We start from the raw sequence: 17,907 nt of genomic DNA, 5'->3' as shown, positions 1-17,907 counted from the left end.
CAAGCGGGAGCAGCCACCGGCGGCCGAATCGGAATAAGACACGCCTCACCCTGTGTTGGCGCAGTGAGCGGCTTACGTCTACTCTTAGCTCATTCCTCGCGTGACCACGGTTGTGCCAGCTACGCGACGAAGCAGCCCGAAGAGCCTGCGCGGACGTTCCAGAAGTCGAAATCTCAGTCAGAAACACTGAAATTCGAGCTGGGCGCACTGGACAAGTCCGCTCCGACCTCGACTGCGAGTTCTCCTGATCGGTACTTCGATCAGCCCGGCGATACCCGCCGACCTAACACCGGTGTGCGTCTGACCGAAAAGAGACGTACGACCACTCGGAAGGATCCGAAACCACAGTGACAAACACCCAGGACCAACTCATCGTCCTGCCCGGCACCGAGTCCGCGGACGGCAGTGCCAACAATGCCTCCCAGGAGCGCGCCAAGCGTCGCTCCGGCTCGCTGTCCTCGATGTTGCTCCCTGAGCTGCAGGCGCTGGCCGGCTCGATGGGCATTGCCACCGGCAAGATGCGCAAGAGCGATCTGATCGCCGCCATAGAGACCGCCAAGCGACCGCAGGGCGGCTCCAGCAGCGCTCCCGCGGCCCGCCAGAGCGACGCCGCCGAGACCGCGCCGGCGGCCCAGGCGCCGCCGACCACCCGGACCCGCCGCTCGGCCACCCGGGCTGCCACCAACACCCAGCCGACAGTCTCTGAGCAGGCTGTCGACAGCCCGCCCGCGAGCATCGCGACTCCGCCCGGCGACGCCGCGCAGGACACCCGCGGCCCGGACAGCAACGGCTCGGACAACGGCAGCACCCGCCAGGCCGAGCGTGGCCGCTCCCGCGAGACCGGCCGCACCCGCGGCGACGGCCAGACCCGCGACGCCAATGGCCGCGACGGCCAGCCGCGCGAGGGCCGCGACGTCCAGACGGCCCGCGAGGGCCAGACGACCCGCGAGGGCCGTGACAGTCAGACCCGCGACGGCCAGACCCGCGACGCCAACGGCCGCGACGGCCAGCCGCGCGAGGCCCGCGATGCCCAGACAACCCGCGACGGCCAGACGACCCGCGAGGGCCGTGACAGCCAGACCCGCGACAGCCAGACCCGCGACAGCCAGACCCGCGACGCCAACGGCCGCGACGGCCAGGCAGTCAACGGCAGGGACGGTGGACGGGACGGCAACCGCGAGTTCAACGGCCGCGACGGCAACCGCAACCAGAGCCAGAACCGGGACCGCAACCAGAACGGCCCGACCAACAACGACGACGACGACGAGTTCGGCTCGGGCCGCCGGCCGCGGCGCTACCGGGACCGTCGGGGGCGCACCCGCGACCGTGCCGAGGTGCCGAGCAACGGTGGCCGCAACGACATCGAGCCGACGATCTCCGACGACGACATCCTGGTGCCGGTCGCCGGCATCATCGACAACGTCGATGACAAGGGGTCCTGGTTCATCCGGGTCAGCGGTTACTTCGCCAGCTCCGATGACGTCTACGTCTCCAACTCCCACGTCCGCCGCTACAACCTGCGGCGCGGCGACGCGGTCACCGGCGCGGTCCGCCAGGCCCGCGAGGGCGAGCGCAAGGAGAAGTTCAACCCGCTGGTCCGGTTGGACACCATCAACGGCGTTGATCCCGAGCAGGCCCGCAACCGGGTCGAGTTCACCAAGCTCACCCCGCTGTACCCGCAGGAGCGGTTGCGGCTGGAGACCGAGCCGCACATCCTGACGACCCGGGTGATCGACCTGGTGATGCCGATCGGCAAGGGCCAGCGCGCGCTCATCGTCTCCCCGCCCAAGGCGGGTAAGACCATGATCATGCAGGCGATCGCCAACGCCATCGCGACCAACAACCCCGAGTGCCATCTGATGGTGGTGCTGATCGACGAGCGGCCTGAAGAGGTCACCGACATGCAGCGCTCGGTCAAGGGCGAGGTCATCGCCTCGACTTTCGACCGGCGCCCGCAGGACCACACGATGGTCGCCGAGCTGTCCATCGAGCGGGCCAAGCGGCTGGTGGAGATGGGCCATGACGTGGTCGTCCTGCTCGACTCGATCACCCGGCTGGGTCGCGCGTACAACCTGGGCGCCCCGGCCTCGGGCCGGATCCTGTCCGGCGGTGTCGACTCGACCGCGCTGTACCCGCCGAAGCGATTCCTGGGCGCTGCCCGCAACATCGAGGACGGCGGCTCGCTGACCATCATCGCCTCGGCGCTGGTCGAGACCGGTTCCGCGGGTGACACCGTGATCTTCGAGGAGTTCAAGGGCACCGGCAACGCCGAGCTGAAGCTGGACCGCAAGATCGCCGACAAGCGGGTCTTCCCGGCGGTGGACGTGGACCAGTCCTCCACCCGTAAGGAGGAGATCCTGCTGTCGCCGGACGAGCTGGCCGTGGTGATCAAGCTGCGCCGGGTGCTGCACGCCCTGGACCCGCAGCAGGGCATCGACCTGCTGCTGGACCGGCTTCGCAAGACCCGGACGAACATCGAGTTCCTGATGCAGATCGCCAAGACCACGCCGGGTAACGACGACCGCTGAGCCAAGGCATGCCAGCCGGCGTCGGTCCGGCAGGGTCACCGCGCTGGGTGTTCGCCGGCGCGGGCCAGCGCCGGTGGGCGATCACCGCGCTGGCGCTTGCGCTGCTCGCGGCGGTGATCGCGGTCAATGCCGCGCGCGCTCATCCCGAACGCCGGGTGCGGACGGTCGCCGCGCCGGCTCCGCCCGCCGCCGCGACCGTCGACGCCAGCGGCTGCCCGAGTTTCACCACGTGCCGGGTGCGCAGCCAGGCGACCGATCTGGCTGCCGCCTTCGCCCGGGCGTTTCCCGGCGGCCAGGTGCTCGCCGCCCGGACCACCTTCGACGCGCGCGGCGACCGCAGCTACCGGACCTCGCTGATCGGGCTGATCGAGGGCGACTCGACGGCGAGCGTGAGCGCTCAGTGCGTGCGCGGAGCGCCCGGGTCCACACCACGCCTGGATCGGTCCAACACCGCCAGCGTCGACCTGTCCGGTAACAGCGTGATCGACTTCCGCCAGCTCAGCATGCTGGTTCCCGGCCGGCCCGGCTGCGGGGTGACGCTGCTGCTGCGCACCCGCGGGCCGGACGTGCGGTTCGAGGACGCCGCCATGGCGTTGGCGCGCGACCCGGCCATCCAGCTGTCGCCATGAGCCGGCGCCGGATCACCCGGCCGGAGCCGGACCCGACCTGGCCGGTGCTGATCGAGTGCCATGGCGAGGCGCCGGACGAACCCGGCGATCCCGATGCCGGCGGTGGGCACCCGGCAGCGGCTGCCGGCCCGTCCGGGCGTTCCAGGGTGGTGCCCGCCTGGCTGGTAGCGGTGGCGCTGCTGCTGGCCTGCGCGGCGAGCGCCGCCGCCGCGCTCTGGTGGCAGCACCGGTCCCGGGTCATCGAGGTGACCAACCTGGTGCGGCCCGACTACCCGGCCGGGCCGGATCCGAGCGGCTGCCCGAACCTGTCCGGCTGCCAGGTGCAGGTCAGCGTCAGCCAGCCGCTGAACACGCTGGCGCGGCGGCTGTTCCCCGATTCCACCGTGCTGAGTTCGGTGGCCGTCTCAGAGACCACCACCGGCCGGGTGGTCCGGACGGCCATCGTGCTGCGCACCGGTTCGGGCATCGTGGTGTCGGCCGAGGCCCTGTGCGTTCCTGGCGCCGGCCTGGTTCCCGGCCGGGCCGGGCCCCTGCCATCGGTGGGACCCGCTCAGACTGACTTCGTGGTCACCGGCGACCCGGGCTGCAGCGTGGCAGTGGCCGCCCAGATCCCGCGAGCCGTTCCGGTCCCGCTGGCCGAGCTTCAGCAGCTGGCCGGCGATCCCACCGGCCAGCTTCGCCGCTGAGCCCGCTGAGCCCGGCCAGCTTCGCCGCTGAGCCCGCTGAGCCCGCTGAGCCCGCTGAGCCCGGTCAGCCCGGGACGGCGGTGCGCCGGTAGACCCGGCACTCCCAGGGCCGCAACGTCAGGTCAGGTGCGGCGTCGGCCGGGTAGTTGCCGATCAGCAGCTCGGCGGCGGCCCAGACGGGCGCGTCGGGCAGCCGCACCTCGACCTCGGCAGCGGTGAAGTTGCCCAGCACCAGCCAGAGTTCGGAGTCCAGACGCCGGTGGAAGGCGTAGACCTGCTCATCATCGGCCAGCAGCATCTGGAAGCTGCCCAGGGCCACGATCGGGTGGGTGTGCCGGAGCTCGATCAGCTTTCGGTAATGGTGAAAGACCGAATCCGGATCGGCCAGTTCCAGCTCGGCGTTGATCTGGCGGTGGTTCGGGTTGACCCCGATCCACGGTTCGGCCGTGCTGAATCCGGCGTGCGGGCCGGAGGTCCACTGCATCGGGGTCCGGGCGTTGTCCCGGCTCATCCGGCGAAGTGCCGCCAGCACCTCGGTGTCGTCCGGCCCGCCCTGCTCGCCTGGCGAGGCGCTGGTGGGCGACCCGCCCGAGGCGCTGCCCGCCGATCCGCCCGAGCCACCGGCGATGGCCGCGGCGTAGTAGTTCAGCGATTCGATATCACGGAAATCGGAGATGCCGCCGAACGTCGAGTTGGTCATGGCCAGCTCTTCACCCTGGTAGATGTAGGGAGTTCCACGATGCAGGTGCAGCACGGTGGCCAGCGTCTTGGCAGACAGCGTCCGGTACTGCTCGCTGTCGTCGCCGAAGCGTGACACCACCCGGGGCTGGTCGTGGTTGTTCCAGTACAGGCTGTTCCACCCGACCTCGGCCAATCCGGCCTGCCAGCGTCCGAGGCTGGCCTTGAGGTCCAGCAGCTTGAACCCGGTCGGGTGGAACTTGTCGATGCCCTGGTCCAGCTGCACGTGCTCGAACTGGAACACCATGTCGACCTCGTGGCGGGCCGGGTCGGTGAACAGCCGGGCCTGCTCCACGCTCACCCCGGGCATCTCGCCCACGGTGAGCAACTGCCGGTCGCGGCCGGCGAAGACCTGCTGGTTCATCTCCTGCAGGAACTCGTGGATGCGCGGCCCGCAGATGTAATGCGGCGAGCCGTCGCCGTAGTCGCCGGACCGGACCGGGCCGTCCGGCAGGCGCGGATCCTTGGAGATCATGTTGATGACATCCATCCGGAAGCCGTCGACCCCTCGGTCCAGCCACCAGCGCATCATCGCGTGCACGGCTGAGCGCACCTGCGGGTTCTCCCAGTTCAGATCGGGCTGTTTGCGGGAGAACAGGTGCAGGTAGTACTCGCCGCTGGCCTCGTCGAACTGCCAGGCGGAGCCGGAGAAGGCCGAGCCCCAGTTGGTGGGCTCGGCCCCGGCGGCGCCGGGCGCCATCCCCGGTCGCGGGCCGCGCCACCAGTACCAGTCCCGCTTGGCCGCGTTCCTGCCGCTTCGCGACTGCCGGAACCACGGGTGCTCGTCGGAGGTGTGGTTGACCACCAGGTCGAGCACCAGCTTCATGCCCCGCCGGTGCACCTCGGCCAGCAGGTCGTCGAAGTCGGCCAGCGAGCCGAACACCGGGTCGACGTCCTGGTAATCGCTGATGTCATAACCGGCGTCATCCTGCGGCGAGGGAAAGATCGGCGACAGCCACAGGACGTCCACCCCCAGCTGCTGCAGGTAGTCCAGCCGCGTGCTGATGCCGCCCAGGTCACCGATGCCGTCGCCGCTGGCATCGCAGAAGCTGCGCGGATAGATCTGGTAGACCACGGCCGATTGCCACCACGTGGCCTGGCTGCTGGCCATGACCGCCTCCCCAAACTCGACCCAACCACGCACTCCGGTTCGAACCGGGCCGGCCACTGAGAACCTACCGGGCGCGCAAGCGTGAGTCGCCCTGCCGCGGACCGGCGTCGCGGTCCTAGACTTCCTCTGTGGTCGATCACGAGGCGGGGGGACCGGCGCTGCACACCGGCCGGTCGCTGTCGTGGCGGGTGCCGCCGTACCAGCCGGCGCTGCTGATGTTGCTGGTCTGCGGCGCTGCCGCACTGAACATCTACGGCCACCCCTCCGAGACGGTGCGGGTGCTGACCCTGGCGCTCGGCGCGCTCGCCCTGGGGCTGGCGGTGCTCGGCCTGCGGATGTATCTGGGCGTGGACTCCGAGGGCGCGGTGGTCCGGTACCTGAGGCGGCCGGTCTGGCTGCCGTGGTCTGAGATCGCGCGCGTCGAGGTCGTCTCGGATGTGCGCGGTTCGGACACGGTGCGGTTCGTGCGGCAGGACGGCAGCTACGTCGACGTGCCTCCGTCGCTGCTGCAGCCCTCGACGCCGATGTCCAAGCCACGTGCGGCGGCCCGGCTCAACAGCATCGGTAACCAAATCGAAGCCTGCCGCGGTGCGCGACCCGGACACGATCAGGACTAATGTGATGAGACTCTGGCGGGGAGGTAACAGTTACGTATCTTTGGCCGGTCGGCCCTCTGCAAGCAGTGTGTTCGATGTCATTCTCAAAAAACCTGTAAGCGCTTAAGTAACATCGTCTGAAGGGACAGCTTTAATGAGTCCAAAGGTCGCCCTTGGTGCGGTCTCGTTGCTCGGTGCGGCCGTTGTACTGGCTGGCTGCGGCGGCAGTGATGGAAACGGCAACAACAGTGGTGGAGATGACAAGGCGGCCAGCGCCCGGGGCCCGATCACCTTCGTCACCGGCAAGGACAACAGCGGCCTGATGCCCAACCTGGCCAAGGAATGGAACGCCAAGTTCCCCAACGAGAAGGTCACGATCAAGCAGCAGTCCGACCAGGCTGACCAGCAGCTGTCCGACCTGCAGCAGCACTTCCAGGCCAAGGACCCCAACTACGACGTGGTGACGGTGGACGTCGTCTGGACGGCGGAGTTCGCGGCCAAGGGTTGGATCATCCCGCTCGAGGGCCAGTACCAGATGGACACCAGCAAGCTGCTTGGCCCGACGGTGGACCAGGCGACCTACAACGACAAGCTCTACGCCGCGCCGTACGCCTCTGACGCCGGCCTGCTGTACTACCGCAAGGACCTGGTCTCCAAGGCGCCTGCCACCTGGGACGAGATGCTCGCGGCATGCAAGGGCAAGACCGGCCCTTCCATCACCGGCGCCCAGCCTGCCTGCTACGCGGGGCAGTTCGCCAAGTACGAGGGCCTGACGGTGAACGGGGCCGAGGCGATCAACTCCGCCGGCGGCCAGATCGTCAAGGAGGACGGCAAGACCCCCAACGTGGTGACCGACGAAGCCAAGAAGGGCTTGGAGTTCCTGGTCAACGGCTTCAAGCAGGGCTACATCCCCAAGGAGGCGCTCGGCTTCCAGGAGACCCAGAGCCTGAACGCCTTCCAGGCCGGTCAGCTGATGTTCCTGCGCAACTGGCCCTACGCCAACGCCATCCTCTCCGGCCCCAGCTCCAAGGTCGCCGGCAAGTTCGGCATCGCGCCGCTGCCCGGCCCGGACGGCCCCGGCGCGTCCAGCCTCGGCGGTCACAGCGTCGCCATCAGCACGTACTCCAAGTACAAGGCGACCGCCCTGGACTTCCTCAAGTTCGTCCAGTCCGACGCGATTCAGAAGTACAACCTGAACCAGGGTTCGCAGGCGCCGGTCATCGAGTCGCTGTACTCGGACCCTGAGCTGGTGAAGAAGTTCCCGTACCTGCCGGTGCTGGCCGAGGGCATCGAGAACGCGATCCCGCGTCCGGTCACCCCGTTCTACCCCGCCGTGACCGAGGCCATCCAGACCAACATCTACGCGGCACTGCAAGGTGAGACCTCGGTAGATGAGGCCCTGAAGAACCTTCAAGCGGCAATCGAGTCCGGTACCGCAGGCTGATTTCTCGCGCGACTGGCGGAGCCGGTGGTTACCACTGGACGCCGGCTCCGCCAGTGCGCGAAGCTCGTACTTCTCCCTAGCCCTGGGATGTCATCAGCCTGAGGAGGCTTCATGACCCTCGCGAAACCGGCAGCGGGACAATCTGGAACCGCCCCGCTGCCCTCGGCGCCCGGACCCAAACGAAACAAGATCAAGACCGGCGAGGGTCGCCTGGCGTTCATGCTGGTGGCGCCCACGGTCGCCTTGCTCGGCCTGATCGTCGGTTACCCGATCATCAAGGCGGTGTACCAGTCCTTCCTCTCCGACACCCGCACGATCGATCCGGAGACCGGGCAATTTGGTGAGGCCGGGGCCTGGGCCGGGCTGACCAACTACAAGCAGTGGTTGCTGCAGCAGTGCCCCACTCCCACCGGCCGCACCGTCAGGTGTCCGACCGGCACCCTCGGCTCGCAGTTCTGGGACTCGGTCACCGTCACGGTCGGGTTCACCGTGGTGACCGTGTTGCTCGAGACCGTGATCGGCATGATCTTCGCGCTGATGATGAACCGGGCGTTCCGGGGCCGGGCGCTGGTGCGGGCCGCGATCCTCATCCCCTGGGCGATCCCGACCGCCGTCACCGCCAAGTTGTGGCAGGTGGTCTTCGACCCGCAGGGCATCCTGAACAAGATGCTCGGCACCAACTTCGCCTGGACCAGTGAGGTGTGGCCCGCCCGCACGGCGATCGTGATCGCCGATGTCTGGAAGACAACGCCGTTCATCGCCCTGCTGATCCTGGCCGGTCTGCAGGGCATCAGCGCTGACATCTACGAGTCGGCCAAGGTCGACGGGGCCAACGCCTGGCAGCGCTTCGTCAAGATCACCTTGCCGCTGGTCAAGCCGGCGCTGGCGGTCGCGGTCATCTTCCGCACCCTGGACGTGCTGCGGATGTATGACCTGCCCCAGATCCTCACCGGCGGCGCCAACGGCACCACCACCATGTCGATCCTGGTGGTCGATCAGTTGAACAGCGGCCTGAACTCCGCCTCGGCGCTGTCGACCATCACCTTCCTGTTCATCTTCGCCATCGCCCTCGGCATGGTGAGGCTGTTCAACGCCAATATCGTCGGAACTCCAGGAAAGGGCGGTAAGTGAGATGACTGCTGTCGCCCACGGCTCCACCGCGGTGGATACCCCCACCCAGCACCCTCCTGCCCCGAAGAAGCGTTTCAACCGCGGCAACATCGGCACCATGGCCGTCATCGCGCTGATCATCTTCTGGTGCCTGGCACCGTTCTACTGGATGCTGGTGCTGGCCTTCCGCGAGAATGCCTTCACCTTCGAGACGACGCCCTGGTTCACCCACGTCACCCTGGAGAACTTCAGGTACGCCTTCGACACCACCGACAACGCCTTCGGCCGGTCACTGCTGAACAGCCTGCTGATCGGCTCCGTGGTCACCTTCATGGCGATGGTGGTCGGGGTGTTCGCCGGCTACGCGATGGCGCGGCTGTCCTTCCGCGGCAAGGGCGCGGTGCTCGCCGCGATCCTGGGAGCCTCGATGTTCCCCGGCGTGGCGATCCTGACGCCGCTGTTCCAGCTGTTCGCGGACTGGGGGTGGCTGGGCACTTACCAGGCGCTGATCCTGCCCCAGATCTCGTTCTCGCTGCCGCTGGCGGTGTACACCCTGACCAGCTTCTTCTCCGACATGCCGTGGGAGCTGGAGCAGGCGGCCCGGGTGGACGGAGCCACCCCGGGGCAGGCGTTCCGGCTGGTGATCTTCCCGCTGGCCGCGCCGGCGCTGTTCACCACCGCCATCCTGGTGTTCCTGGCCTCCTGGAACGAGTACCTGCTCTCCAGCGTGCTGTCCAACGGCGTCGCGTCGGTGGAGCCGTCCACGGTCGCCCTCGCCCTGTTCACCGCCGGCCCGCACGTCGTTCCCTATACCCAGACGATGGCGGCCGGCGTCGTGGTGACCGTCCCGCTGGTGATCGTCGTGCTGCTGTTCCAGCGGCGCATCGTCAGCGGCCTGACCGCCGGTGGCGTCAAGGGCTGAGTTCGCCGCGGTAGCACTCGTCCCCGTCATCGGTCTTCCCGGTGGCGGGGACGAGCTGTGTGGCAGGTGGCCGAAGGCCTGTGTGGCAGTGGCCGAAGGCCTGTGTGGCAGTGGCCGGAGGCGGTGTCGGGGTGGCCGCGAGGCTCGGGAGTCGAGCGCGGAATGGCAGGCTGGGCCCTCGCGTTTGGATGAGCGTGGCCACGACTGGCACACTGTCTGGTTGACGACCCGGCTCCGGTTCACGTCCTGTCCCGCACACCACCGCACTGCCGGTGCCCGCGCGGGAGTTCTTCAGGGCGACCCGGCGGCCATTACCGGCGCCGACGAGGCGCCATAGAAGGGAACCATCGTGAAGGACGCCATCCACCCCGAGTACGTGGTCACCGAAGTGACCTGCTCGTGCGGTAACTCGTTCACCACCCGTAGCACCGCCAAGGGCGGCTCCATGCACGCCGAGGTGTGCTCTGCCTGCCACCCGTTCTACACCGGCAAGCAGAAGATCATGGACGTCGGCGGCCGGGTCGACAAGTTCGAGAAGCGCTACGGAAAGCGCGAGCGCACCACCGCCTAGCTACCTCGACGGCGCCCTGGGGCGTGCCTGACGGCACACCCGGGGCGCCGTTCTCTTTGCCGGGAAAGCTGTTCAGGCCGCCGCGACCAGGCGCGATCACAGGAAATGGGCCATGGTTCAAGAAGCTGACGGATCCTCCACGCTGGCACAGGTGCTGGCCGAGTACGCCGAGACCGAGGCAGCGCTGTCGGATCCCGCGGTGCACGCCGACCAGGCCACCGCCCGGCGGCTCGGCCGGCGCTTTGCGCAACTCGCGCCGGTGGTCAGCGCCTCCCACGAGCTGGACCGGGTGCGAGCTGACGCCCAGGCCGCCCGCGAGCTGGCCGGTGAGGACGACTCGTTCGCCGCCGAGGCCGAGGAGCTGGCTGCCCAGGTCCCGGCGCTGGAGGACAAGCTGCGCGAGCTGCTGGTGCCCAAGGACCCCAACGACATCAAGGACGTCATCCTCGAGATCAAGGCCGGTGAGGGCGGTGACGAGTCCGCGCTGTTCGCCGGTGACCTGCTGCGGATGTACCTGCGCTACGCCGAGCTGCAGGGCTGGCAGACCGAGGTGCTCGACGACGAGGAGACCGACCTCGGCGGCCACAAGTCGGTCACCGTGGCGGTGCGCTCGCGCAGCCTGGACAAGCCGGTCTGGAGCCGGCTGAAGTACGAGGGCGGCGTGCACCGGGTGCAGCGGGTGCCGGTGACCGAGTCCCAGGGCCGCATCCACACCTCGGCGGCCGGCGTGCTGGTGCTGCCCGAGGCCGAGGAGGTCGAGGTCGAGATCGACCCCAACGACCTGCGGATCGACGTCTACCGCTCGTCCGGCCCGGGTGGCCAGAGCGTCAACACCACCGACTCGGCGGTCCGGATCACCCACATCCCGACCGGCACCGTCGTCTCGATGCAGAACGAGAAGAGCCAGCTGCAGAACCGCGAGGCGGGGTTGCGGGTGTTGCGGGCCCGGCTGCTGGCGCACGCCCAGGAGCAGGCCCAGCAGGACGCCTCGGACGCCCGCCGCTCGCAGGTGCGCACCGTCGACCGGTCCGAGCGGGTGCGGACCTACAACTTCGCCGAGAACCGGATCGCTGACCACCGGGTCAACTTCAAGGCCTACAACCTCGACCAGGTGCTCGACGGCGCGCTCGACGACGTGATCGACGCGCTGACCAGGGCCGATGTCGAGGCGGCGCTGTCCGGAGACGCCGGCAGCTGATGCGGCTCACCGTCCGGGCCGAGCTGGCGGCTGCCACTGCCGAGCTGGCGGCGGCCGGCGTCGACTCGGCCCGGGTCGAGGCGGAGTTGCTGCTCAGCCACGTGCTGGGCGCCAGCCGTAGCCGGTTGCTGATCACCGAGACGCTGAGCCCGCAGGCGTCAGCGCGGTTGCGGCAGCTGGTCAGCCGGCGGGTGACCGGCGTGCCGGTGCAGCACCTGACCGGCGCCGCGCCGTTCCGGCGCCTGGAACTCGCGGTCGGGCCGGGGGTGTTCATCCCGCGCCCGGAGACCGAGCTGCTGATCGAGCTGGCGGAGCCGTGGCTGACGCCGGATGCCACCGTGGTGGATCTGGGAGCGGGCTCAGGCGCGATCGCGCTGTCGGTGGCACGGGAATTCCCGGTCGCCAGGGTGATCGCGGTGGAGCGTTCGGAGCGGGCGCTGCACTGGCTGCGGCGCAACGCCGCCGACCGGCAGGCCGCCGGGGACCGGCCGATCGAGGTGCTGCCGGGCGACATCGCCGACGCCGGGTTGCTGGCCGAGCTGGCCGGCGAGGTAAGCGTGGTGCTGGCAAACCCGCCCTACGTTCCGGAGTCCTACCGGGACCAGCTGCCGGCCGAGGTGGCGCACGACCCCGCCGAGGCGGTGTTCGCCGGCGAGGACGGGCTGGCCCTGATGCCTGCCGTGATCGGGCTGGCGGCCCGGCTGCTGCGGCCCGGCGGCTTTCTGGGCATCGAGCACGACCAGACCCATGCCGAGGCGTTGACCCGGCTGCTGAATGCCTCAGGATGCTGGGCGACCGTGGCCGGCCGGCCGGATCTGACCGGCCGGCCACGGTTCAGCACCGCGGTGCGTGGCTAGCTCAGCCCCACCACCGGCTCGCCCAAGGCGTTGAGGCCGGCGCCGGTCCGGGTGCAGGTGCCGCCCCGGATCGCGCCGCCGTTGTAGGCCTGCCGCATGCAGTTGCGCAGCGCCAGCTGACCCCAGTAGTTGGGGTGCAGTGACTCCTGCACGTAGTACGGGCCGAACACGGTCGAGACCGTCCTGATGTTGGCGATCCACTCGCTGATGTCGACCGCTCCGGCGCTGCGCCAGCTGGTGAGCGAGGTCTCCTGCAGCTTGCGCACGGTGCTCTCGCACAGCCGGCGGGCGTTGAGCAGCCCGGAGATCTCCATGATCTTGACGTTCGGCAGGCCGGACTGGGCCGCGCCGTTGCGCACCGCGTTGTTGATGGTGGGCAGCGCGGTGGCGTTGGACCAGTCGGCGTCGCCGTTCCAGAAGCCGCAACCACCGGTGTCCTGCCGGCTGTAGCCGGACTCGCTGTAACGGATCCCGGCGCCGTTGGGCAGCGGCGAAGGGTAGGTCTGCAGCACGATGCTGTAGTCACTGGTCAGGTAGCCGTTGCGGGCAAGGGCGGTGTTGACGTTCTTCAGGGCGGTGGAGATACGGGTCGACATCGCCGCGACGTTGGCGCTGGTGAAGTTGGCCGTGACGGAGGCGTCGTCCCTGCAGTAGTTCTTCCACCAGGTCGGCGAGGTCAGGAAGTTCGTGACGCAGGTCTGCACGATCGAGCCGAAGTTGAAGTCGTTGCCGCCGATGGAGATGGCGACCATCGTGACGCGGTTGGTGGCGGCGAAGTTCTGCAGCGCCAGTGCCTGGCCGATGTGGCCGGCGCCGTCGTTGTAGAAGTCCAGCCCGGGCTTGAAGTCGTTGTCGGGGTTGTAGGGCGAGGTGGTGGTCTTGGCGCCGGAACAGGCCAGGTTCTTCGACGCGATCGTGCCGAACGCGATCTGGGCGGACTTGGACCGGTGGCAGCCGGGGATCGACTCACCGGTGCCGGCGTCGTGGTAGGCGGTCGAGCCGAGGGCGTCCACCTGGCTGGAACTGTTGGAGTTCCCGGCCCACCGGCCGGCCTCGCCGGAGATGTAGGAGTCACCCAGGCTGACCGCCCAGGCGGGGCCGGCCGGCACGGCGGCCGTGGCCGGGCCGGCGATGGCGACCAGTGCCCCGGTCATTGTTGCGGCGCTCGCGACCAGAGCGGCCACGCGTTGCCATCCCCTTCGCCTGGAGCCTCGGGACACGGCGGGGGATACAGAAGGCGGCATTGCGGTTCCTCTCGAGGGGTGGCACGGGGGGAGCGAGCGGTGAAAATGAAGGGGATGAACGAGGACGAGCGAGCGATGGCTTACTCGGGCCATACAACTCGCATCTTGACACTTCGGGCGTCCGCTGGCTACACCTGCGCGTTGACAGCTTTTTCGGTGCGGCAGGATTGCGATTCATGAGCGACCTGCTGGACTGCACCGATCCGAACACCAGGCCGATGGCCATCAGCGCGGCCGCACGTGCGGTGAGCGCCGGCTCGGTCGTGGTGCTGCCCACCGACACGCTTTACGGCATCGGCGCCGACGCCTTCAACCCGGCGGCGGTGACCAGCCTGCTGGCGGCCAAGGGGCGCGGTCGGGACATGCCGGTTCCGGTGCTGGTCGGCTCCTGGCACACCATCGACGGCCTGGTCAGCACGGTCTCCGGTCAGGCGCGCGATCTGGTCGAGGCGTTCTGGCCGGGCGCGCTGACCCTGGTGGTCGAGCACGCGCCGTCGCTGTCGTGGGACCTCGGCGATGCCCGCGGAACGGTCGCGATCAGGATGCCGCTGCACCCGGTGGCGCTGGAGTTGCTGGCCCAGACCGGCCCGCTGGCGGTGTCCAGCGCCAACATCACCTCGATGCCGCCGGCGGTGACCGCTCAGCAGGCCTACGAGCAGCTCGGGGAGTCGGTGTCGGTGTACCTCGACGGCGGCGAGGCGCCGGCCGGCCGGCCGTCGACGATCGTGGACCTGACCGGTCCGGCTCCGGTGCTGCTGCGCCAGGGCGCGGTCAGTGTGGAGCAGTTGCGCGAGGTGCTGGACACCCTCGAGGTGCCCGGGCAGCCGTAGTGGCGTGCTGGTCAGGCTCCCGGGCGGAACGCCTATCTGGCGCTGGTCGCCCGGGCCGGCTCAGCGGAGTTAGAACTAGAACGCGCCCCTGCTTCAGTCCCCGCCGCCCTTGGCCCCGCCGCCGTCATCCCAGGACTGGGTGGTGGCGGTCCGGGCCGGAGTCACGGCCGACTCGACGCAAGTCCGATTGCCTGAACCGGCCCACCCGCCACCGCAGTCCTGGATGGTTGCGCTGATTGCCCGGGACGCTGTCAGGGCCAGCGCTACATCCGGCTCCGGCACAGGGCAATAGGTGCTGAGCGGGCCGCAGGCCTGGAGGATATCCCCGAGTCCGGGTCCCTGAGCCGAAATCACGGCCGGCTCCTCGCATGTAATGACGCCGCCTGAACCGCTGAAGGGGCCTCGGCAATCCCCGGCGCTGGTCGCCCGGGCCGGGGCCGTGTCCGGCTCCTCGCATAAAGTGACGCCACCCGAGCCGCTAAGCGGGCCTCTGCAGTCCCCGACGGTGGCGCTGGTCGTCCGGGCCGGGGCCGTAGCCGGCTCCTCGCATGGAGTGACGCCGCCCGAGCCGCTAAGCGGGCCTCTACAGTCCCCGACGGTGGCGCTGGTCGTCCGGGCCGGGGCCGTATCCGGCTCCTCGCATGGAGTGACGCCGCCCGAACCGAGGAAGGGGCCTCTGCAGTCCCCGACGGTGGCGCTGGTCGTCCGGGTCGTGCCCGCAGCCGACTCAACGCAAGTCCGATTGCCTGAACCAATCCAACCACCACCGCAGTCCTGGATGGCTTGGTCGGAGTTGTTGGCGTTCCCGGCCAACTGGCTGGCCCCGCCGGAGGTGTAGGAGCCACCGAGGCCGACCGGCGAATCGCTGCCGGCGGTGGCCGGAGCGGCGATGGCGACCAGCGCGCCGACGGCCGTGACGGCTCCGGCAGCGAGAACGGCCAGCCGCTGCCATCCGCGTCGGTGAGACGCTGGAGGTGTTGCAGAGAAAGCAGAAGGGGGCATTGCGGTTCCTCTCAGAAGATCACACATACGACAGTAGTAACAAAATAGACTTTCTAATTGAACAGTGTGATATTGACAGCTAGTTTCGAGGAGGGCTAGCCCTAGGAGCTGCCAATTTGCTGGGCAGGTTGCCGCACGGATGCCATCGCTCCGGAATGGACCGCCGTCGGCCTCCACCGCTTTGTGCGCCCAGGGCCTGGGCGGCTGGGGGAGCCGCGTCAGCGGTGGTCACTGCCGACCTGCCGGCAAGTCACCGCAGCACGGGTGCGGCTGGATACTCCGCCCTTTTATGCGGGTGACCGGGGGCTATGCCGCGCTGATTGTCTCGGTCGACTCAGCGCAGTTGGTGATACCGCCCGAGGTAGACGTCCCGCCGCCGCAGGCCTGGATGCTCGCGCTGGTGGTCCGGGCCGGAGTCACGGCCGACTCATCGCAAGTCTTACCGCCGCCCGACGACATCCCGCCGCCGCAAGTTTGCTGGGTCTGGTTGGAGTTGCTGAAGCTCTCCGGCTCATCGCATGCGATATCGCCCCCGCCTTTCGTGCCGACGCCGCAGCTCCACATGATCGTGACGGTTGTCCAGACCGATGCTGCGTCTGGCTCATCACAAGAGATGACACCGCCGGAGCCCTGCATCCCGCCGCCGCAGGCCTGCGTGATAGTGCTGGCTGCCTGGGCCGAGGTCACGTCCGGCGCAGCGCAAGAAGTGACACCGCCGCCACCCATTCCGAAGCCGCTGCAGGTCTGGATGGTCGCGCCGGCTACCCGGGCCGGTGCCAGGTCCGACTCAGCGCACGTGAAACCGCCCGACCCGTGCGCTCCGCCGCCGCAGGCTTGAACGGTCGCTCGGGCCGGTGCCCGGGCCGGTGTGGCGGCAGAGTCGACGCAGGTCCGATTGCCCGAACCGAACGACCCGTTGCCGCAATCCAAGATGGTCGTGCCGAGTGTCCCGAGGCCGACCATCGAAGCACTGCCGTGGGATCCGGCGGTGGCCGGAGCGGCGATGGCGACCAGCGCGCCTGCGGCCGTGAGGGTTCCGACAGCGAGGACGGCCAGGCGCTGCCATCCCCTTCGTCGGGAGGCTGGAGATGCGGCAGAAGGGGGCATTGCGGGTCCTCCCAAGGGATACCACATGAGGATGGGTCGCAGAACCGACTTTCTCATCAAACAGTGTGATATTGACAGCTGAAGTCGGCTGGAGCTACCCCTGAGAGCGATCGTCTATGCCACGTGAATTGCCAGGTCCGGCTCATCACAAGGAACGACACCGCCCGAACCCTTCGTGCCCACGCCGCAATCTTGCACAGCCGCGATGGTGGCCTCGGTCGGTGTGTCGGCTGACTCGTCGCACGTTCTGTTGCCGGAACCGAACTGTCCCGCGCCGCCGCAGTCCTGCGTGGTCGCACCGGTTGTCCAGGCCGCTGTCACATCCGGCTCATCGCAAGAGACGACACCGCCTGAACCCTTAAGCCCGACGCCGCAGGCCTGGATGATGGCAGTCGCCCGGGCCGGTGTGGCGGCCGAATCCACGCACGTCCGATTGCCGGAACCGAACTGTCCCGAGCCACCGCAGTCCTGCATGCTCGCGCTGGTTGCCATGGCTGGCGCGGCGCAGGCGCGATTGCCTGAACCGAACGACCCGTTGCCGCAGTCCTGCACGCTCGCGCCGGTGACCTGGGCCGGCGCAGCGCAGGTGCGGTGGCCCGAACCAAAATAGCCGCCGCAGGCTTGCGCGGTCACGCCAGTAGCTCGGGCCGGCGCCATGGCCGGCGCGGCGCAGGCCCGATTGCCGGAACCGAACTGTCCGTTGCCGCAGTCCTGCGTGCTCGTGCTGGTTGCCATGGCCGGCGCCATGGCCGGCGCAGCGCAGGCCCGATTGCCGGAACCTATTCCGAAGCCGCCGCAGTCCTGGACGGTCACGCCGGTGGCCCGGGCCGATGACACGGCCAGCTCAACGCACGTCCGAGTGCCCGAACCCATCGTCCCGCCGCCGCAGTCCTGCGCGGTCACGGCAGTCCCTCGGACGGTCGCCGCGGCCGGAGCGGCGACAGCGATCAGCACACCGGCAACCGTGGCTGTTCCAGCGACGAGGGCGGCCACCCGTTGCCGCCCCTTTCGCCGGGAAACCTGGGATGGCGCAGACAAAGCAGAAGGTGGCATAGCGATACCTCTCAAGGGGTGACGAACGGACAGCGGCGGGTATGAAGGGCTCACTGCAACGGCCTTAATATGACACTCCGGACACCGGTTGGACCATCCCCGAGCGACATATGCGCGGCGGCGCGAGGTCATCGCACAGCACGCCGTGAACTGCGCCGATGCGAACGGCAGGGCCGGCGGAGCAGCTGCGCAAGGTGCTGAGGACACCCGGCCTGCCGCCGCCGCCCGGTGCCGTCCAGGTCGGCTAACCTCTTGGTTGCGAGGCGTTGCGGCCGGGCGCC

15 protein-coding genes are annotated in these 17,907 nt (G+C 69.0%); 12 read left to right on the top strand and 3 right to left on the bottom strand.

Translation table 11 applies throughout. The features are described 5' to 3' along the window. The first annotated feature begins 347 nt into the window (after window positions 1–347). The 3 genes from rho to VF557_07960 are packed head-to-tail and all read left to right on the top strand — an operon-like array spanning window position 348 to window position 3,843. Window positions 348–2,528, top strand: coding sequence for a transcription termination factor Rho (gene rho, locus VF557_07970; GenBank protein HEX8080130.1), 2,181 nt, complete (start codon window positions 348–350; stop codon window positions 2,526–2,528). An 8-nt stretch (window positions 2,529–2,536) separates the two neighbouring features. Beyond that, window positions 2,537–3,157 (top strand): hypothetical protein, encoded by a 621-nt coding sequence (locus VF557_07965; GenBank protein HEX8080129.1) that lies wholly within the window; start codon window positions 2,537–2,539, stop codon window positions 3,155–3,157. Next, window positions 3,154–3,843: a hypothetical protein gene (locus tag VF557_07960; protein HEX8080128.1), complete on the top strand. Its 690-nt coding sequence runs from the start codon at window positions 3,154–3,156 to the stop codon at window positions 3,841–3,843. The genes VF557_07965 and VF557_07960 overlap by 4 nt, the downstream gene beginning before the upstream one ends. A 64-nt stretch (window positions 3,844–3,907) precedes the next feature. Here VF557_07960 and VF557_07955 read toward each other — a convergent pair whose 3' ends face one another. Beyond that, the gene (locus VF557_07955; protein ID HEX8080127.1) at window positions 3,908–5,692 is read right to left on the bottom strand and encodes an alpha-glucosidase; all 1,785 of its coding nucleotides are present in this window, start codon (window positions 5,690–5,692) and stop codon (window positions 3,908–3,910) included. Between the two features lie 128 nt (window positions 5,693–5,820). On the opposite strand from VF557_07955, the gene VF557_07950 reads away from it, so the two are divergent. From VF557_07950 to prmC, 7 genes are all read left to right on the top strand, one after another. Continuing rightward, window positions 5,821–6,309 (top strand): hypothetical protein, encoded by a 489-nt coding sequence (locus VF557_07950; protein ID HEX8080126.1) that lies wholly within the window; start codon window positions 5,821–5,823, stop codon window positions 6,307–6,309. 133 nt (window positions 6,310–6,442) lie between these two features. Further along, window positions 6,443–7,732 (top strand): ABC transporter substrate-binding protein, encoded by a 1,290-nt coding sequence (locus tag VF557_07945; protein HEX8080125.1) that lies wholly within the window; start codon window positions 6,443–6,445, stop codon window positions 7,730–7,732. 111 nt (window positions 7,733–7,843) lie between these two features. Further along, window positions 7,844–8,863 carry a sugar ABC transporter permease gene (locus VF557_07940; protein ID HEX8080124.1) on the top strand — a complete coding sequence of 340 codons (1,020 nt, stop codon included), beginning with the start codon at window positions 7,844–7,846 and terminating at the stop codon, window positions 8,861–8,863. Between the two features lies 1 nt (window position 8,864). Beyond that, window positions 8,865–9,764 (top strand): carbohydrate ABC transporter permease, encoded by a 900-nt coding sequence (locus tag VF557_07935; protein ID HEX8080123.1) that lies wholly within the window; start codon window positions 8,865–8,867, stop codon window positions 9,762–9,764. 349 nt (window positions 9,765–10,113) lie between these two features. Continuing rightward, on the top strand, window positions 10,114–10,335 hold the full coding sequence (rpmE, locus tag VF557_07930) for a 50S ribosomal protein L31 (GenBank protein HEX8080122.1): 222 nt from the start codon (window positions 10,114–10,116) through the stop codon (window positions 10,333–10,335). Between the two features lie 112 nt (window positions 10,336–10,447). Beyond that, complete coding sequence (gene prfA / locus VF557_07925; protein ID HEX8080121.1) at window positions 10,448–11,533, top strand: peptide chain release factor 1; 1,086 nt, start codon at window positions 10,448–10,450, stop codon at window positions 11,531–11,533. After that, entirely contained in the window at window positions 11,533–12,390 is an 858-nt protein-coding gene (gene prmC, locus VF557_07920; protein ID HEX8080120.1) for a peptide chain release factor N(5)-glutamine methyltransferase, read from the top strand. Before prfA ends, prmC begins: the two co-directional genes overlap by 1 nt. Here prmC and VF557_07915 read toward each other — a convergent pair. Beyond that, window positions 12,387–13,544: a hypothetical protein gene (locus tag VF557_07915; GenBank protein HEX8080119.1), complete on the bottom strand. Its 1,158-nt coding sequence runs from the start codon at window positions 13,542–13,544 to the stop codon at window positions 12,387–12,389. The genes prmC and VF557_07915 overlap by 4 nt on opposite strands. Window positions 13,545–13,810: 266 nt before the next feature. Between VF557_07915 and VF557_07910 the strand changes: the two genes are divergently transcribed. Continuing rightward, window positions 13,811–14,464: an L-threonylcarbamoyladenylate synthase gene (locus VF557_07910; GenBank protein HEX8080118.1), complete on the top strand. Its 654-nt coding sequence runs from the start codon at window positions 13,811–13,813 to the stop codon at window positions 14,462–14,464. A gap of 1,291 nt (window positions 14,465–15,755) precedes the next feature. Next, window positions 15,756–16,304 carry a hypothetical protein gene (locus VF557_07905; protein HEX8080117.1) on the top strand — a complete coding sequence of 183 codons (549 nt, stop codon included), beginning with the start codon at window positions 15,756–15,758 and terminating at the stop codon, window positions 16,302–16,304. A gap of 383 nt (window positions 16,305–16,687) precedes the next feature. Here the strand turns inward: VF557_07905 and VF557_07900 are convergent, their stop codons facing one another. Further along, window positions 16,688–17,476 carry a hypothetical protein gene (locus VF557_07900; protein HEX8080116.1) on the bottom strand — a complete coding sequence of 263 codons (789 nt, stop codon included), beginning with the start codon at window positions 17,474–17,476 and terminating at the stop codon, window positions 16,688–16,690. Between the last annotated feature and the right edge of the window lie 431 nt (window positions 17,477–17,907).

The sequence above is a fragment of the Jatrophihabitans sp. genome (assembly GCA_036389035.1).
GTDB lineage: Bacteria > Actinomycetota > Actinomycetes > Mycobacteriales > Jatrophihabitantaceae > Jatrophihabitans_A.
Note: the sequence above shows the minus strand (reverse complement) of the source record. Positions and strands in the feature narration are given on the sequence as shown.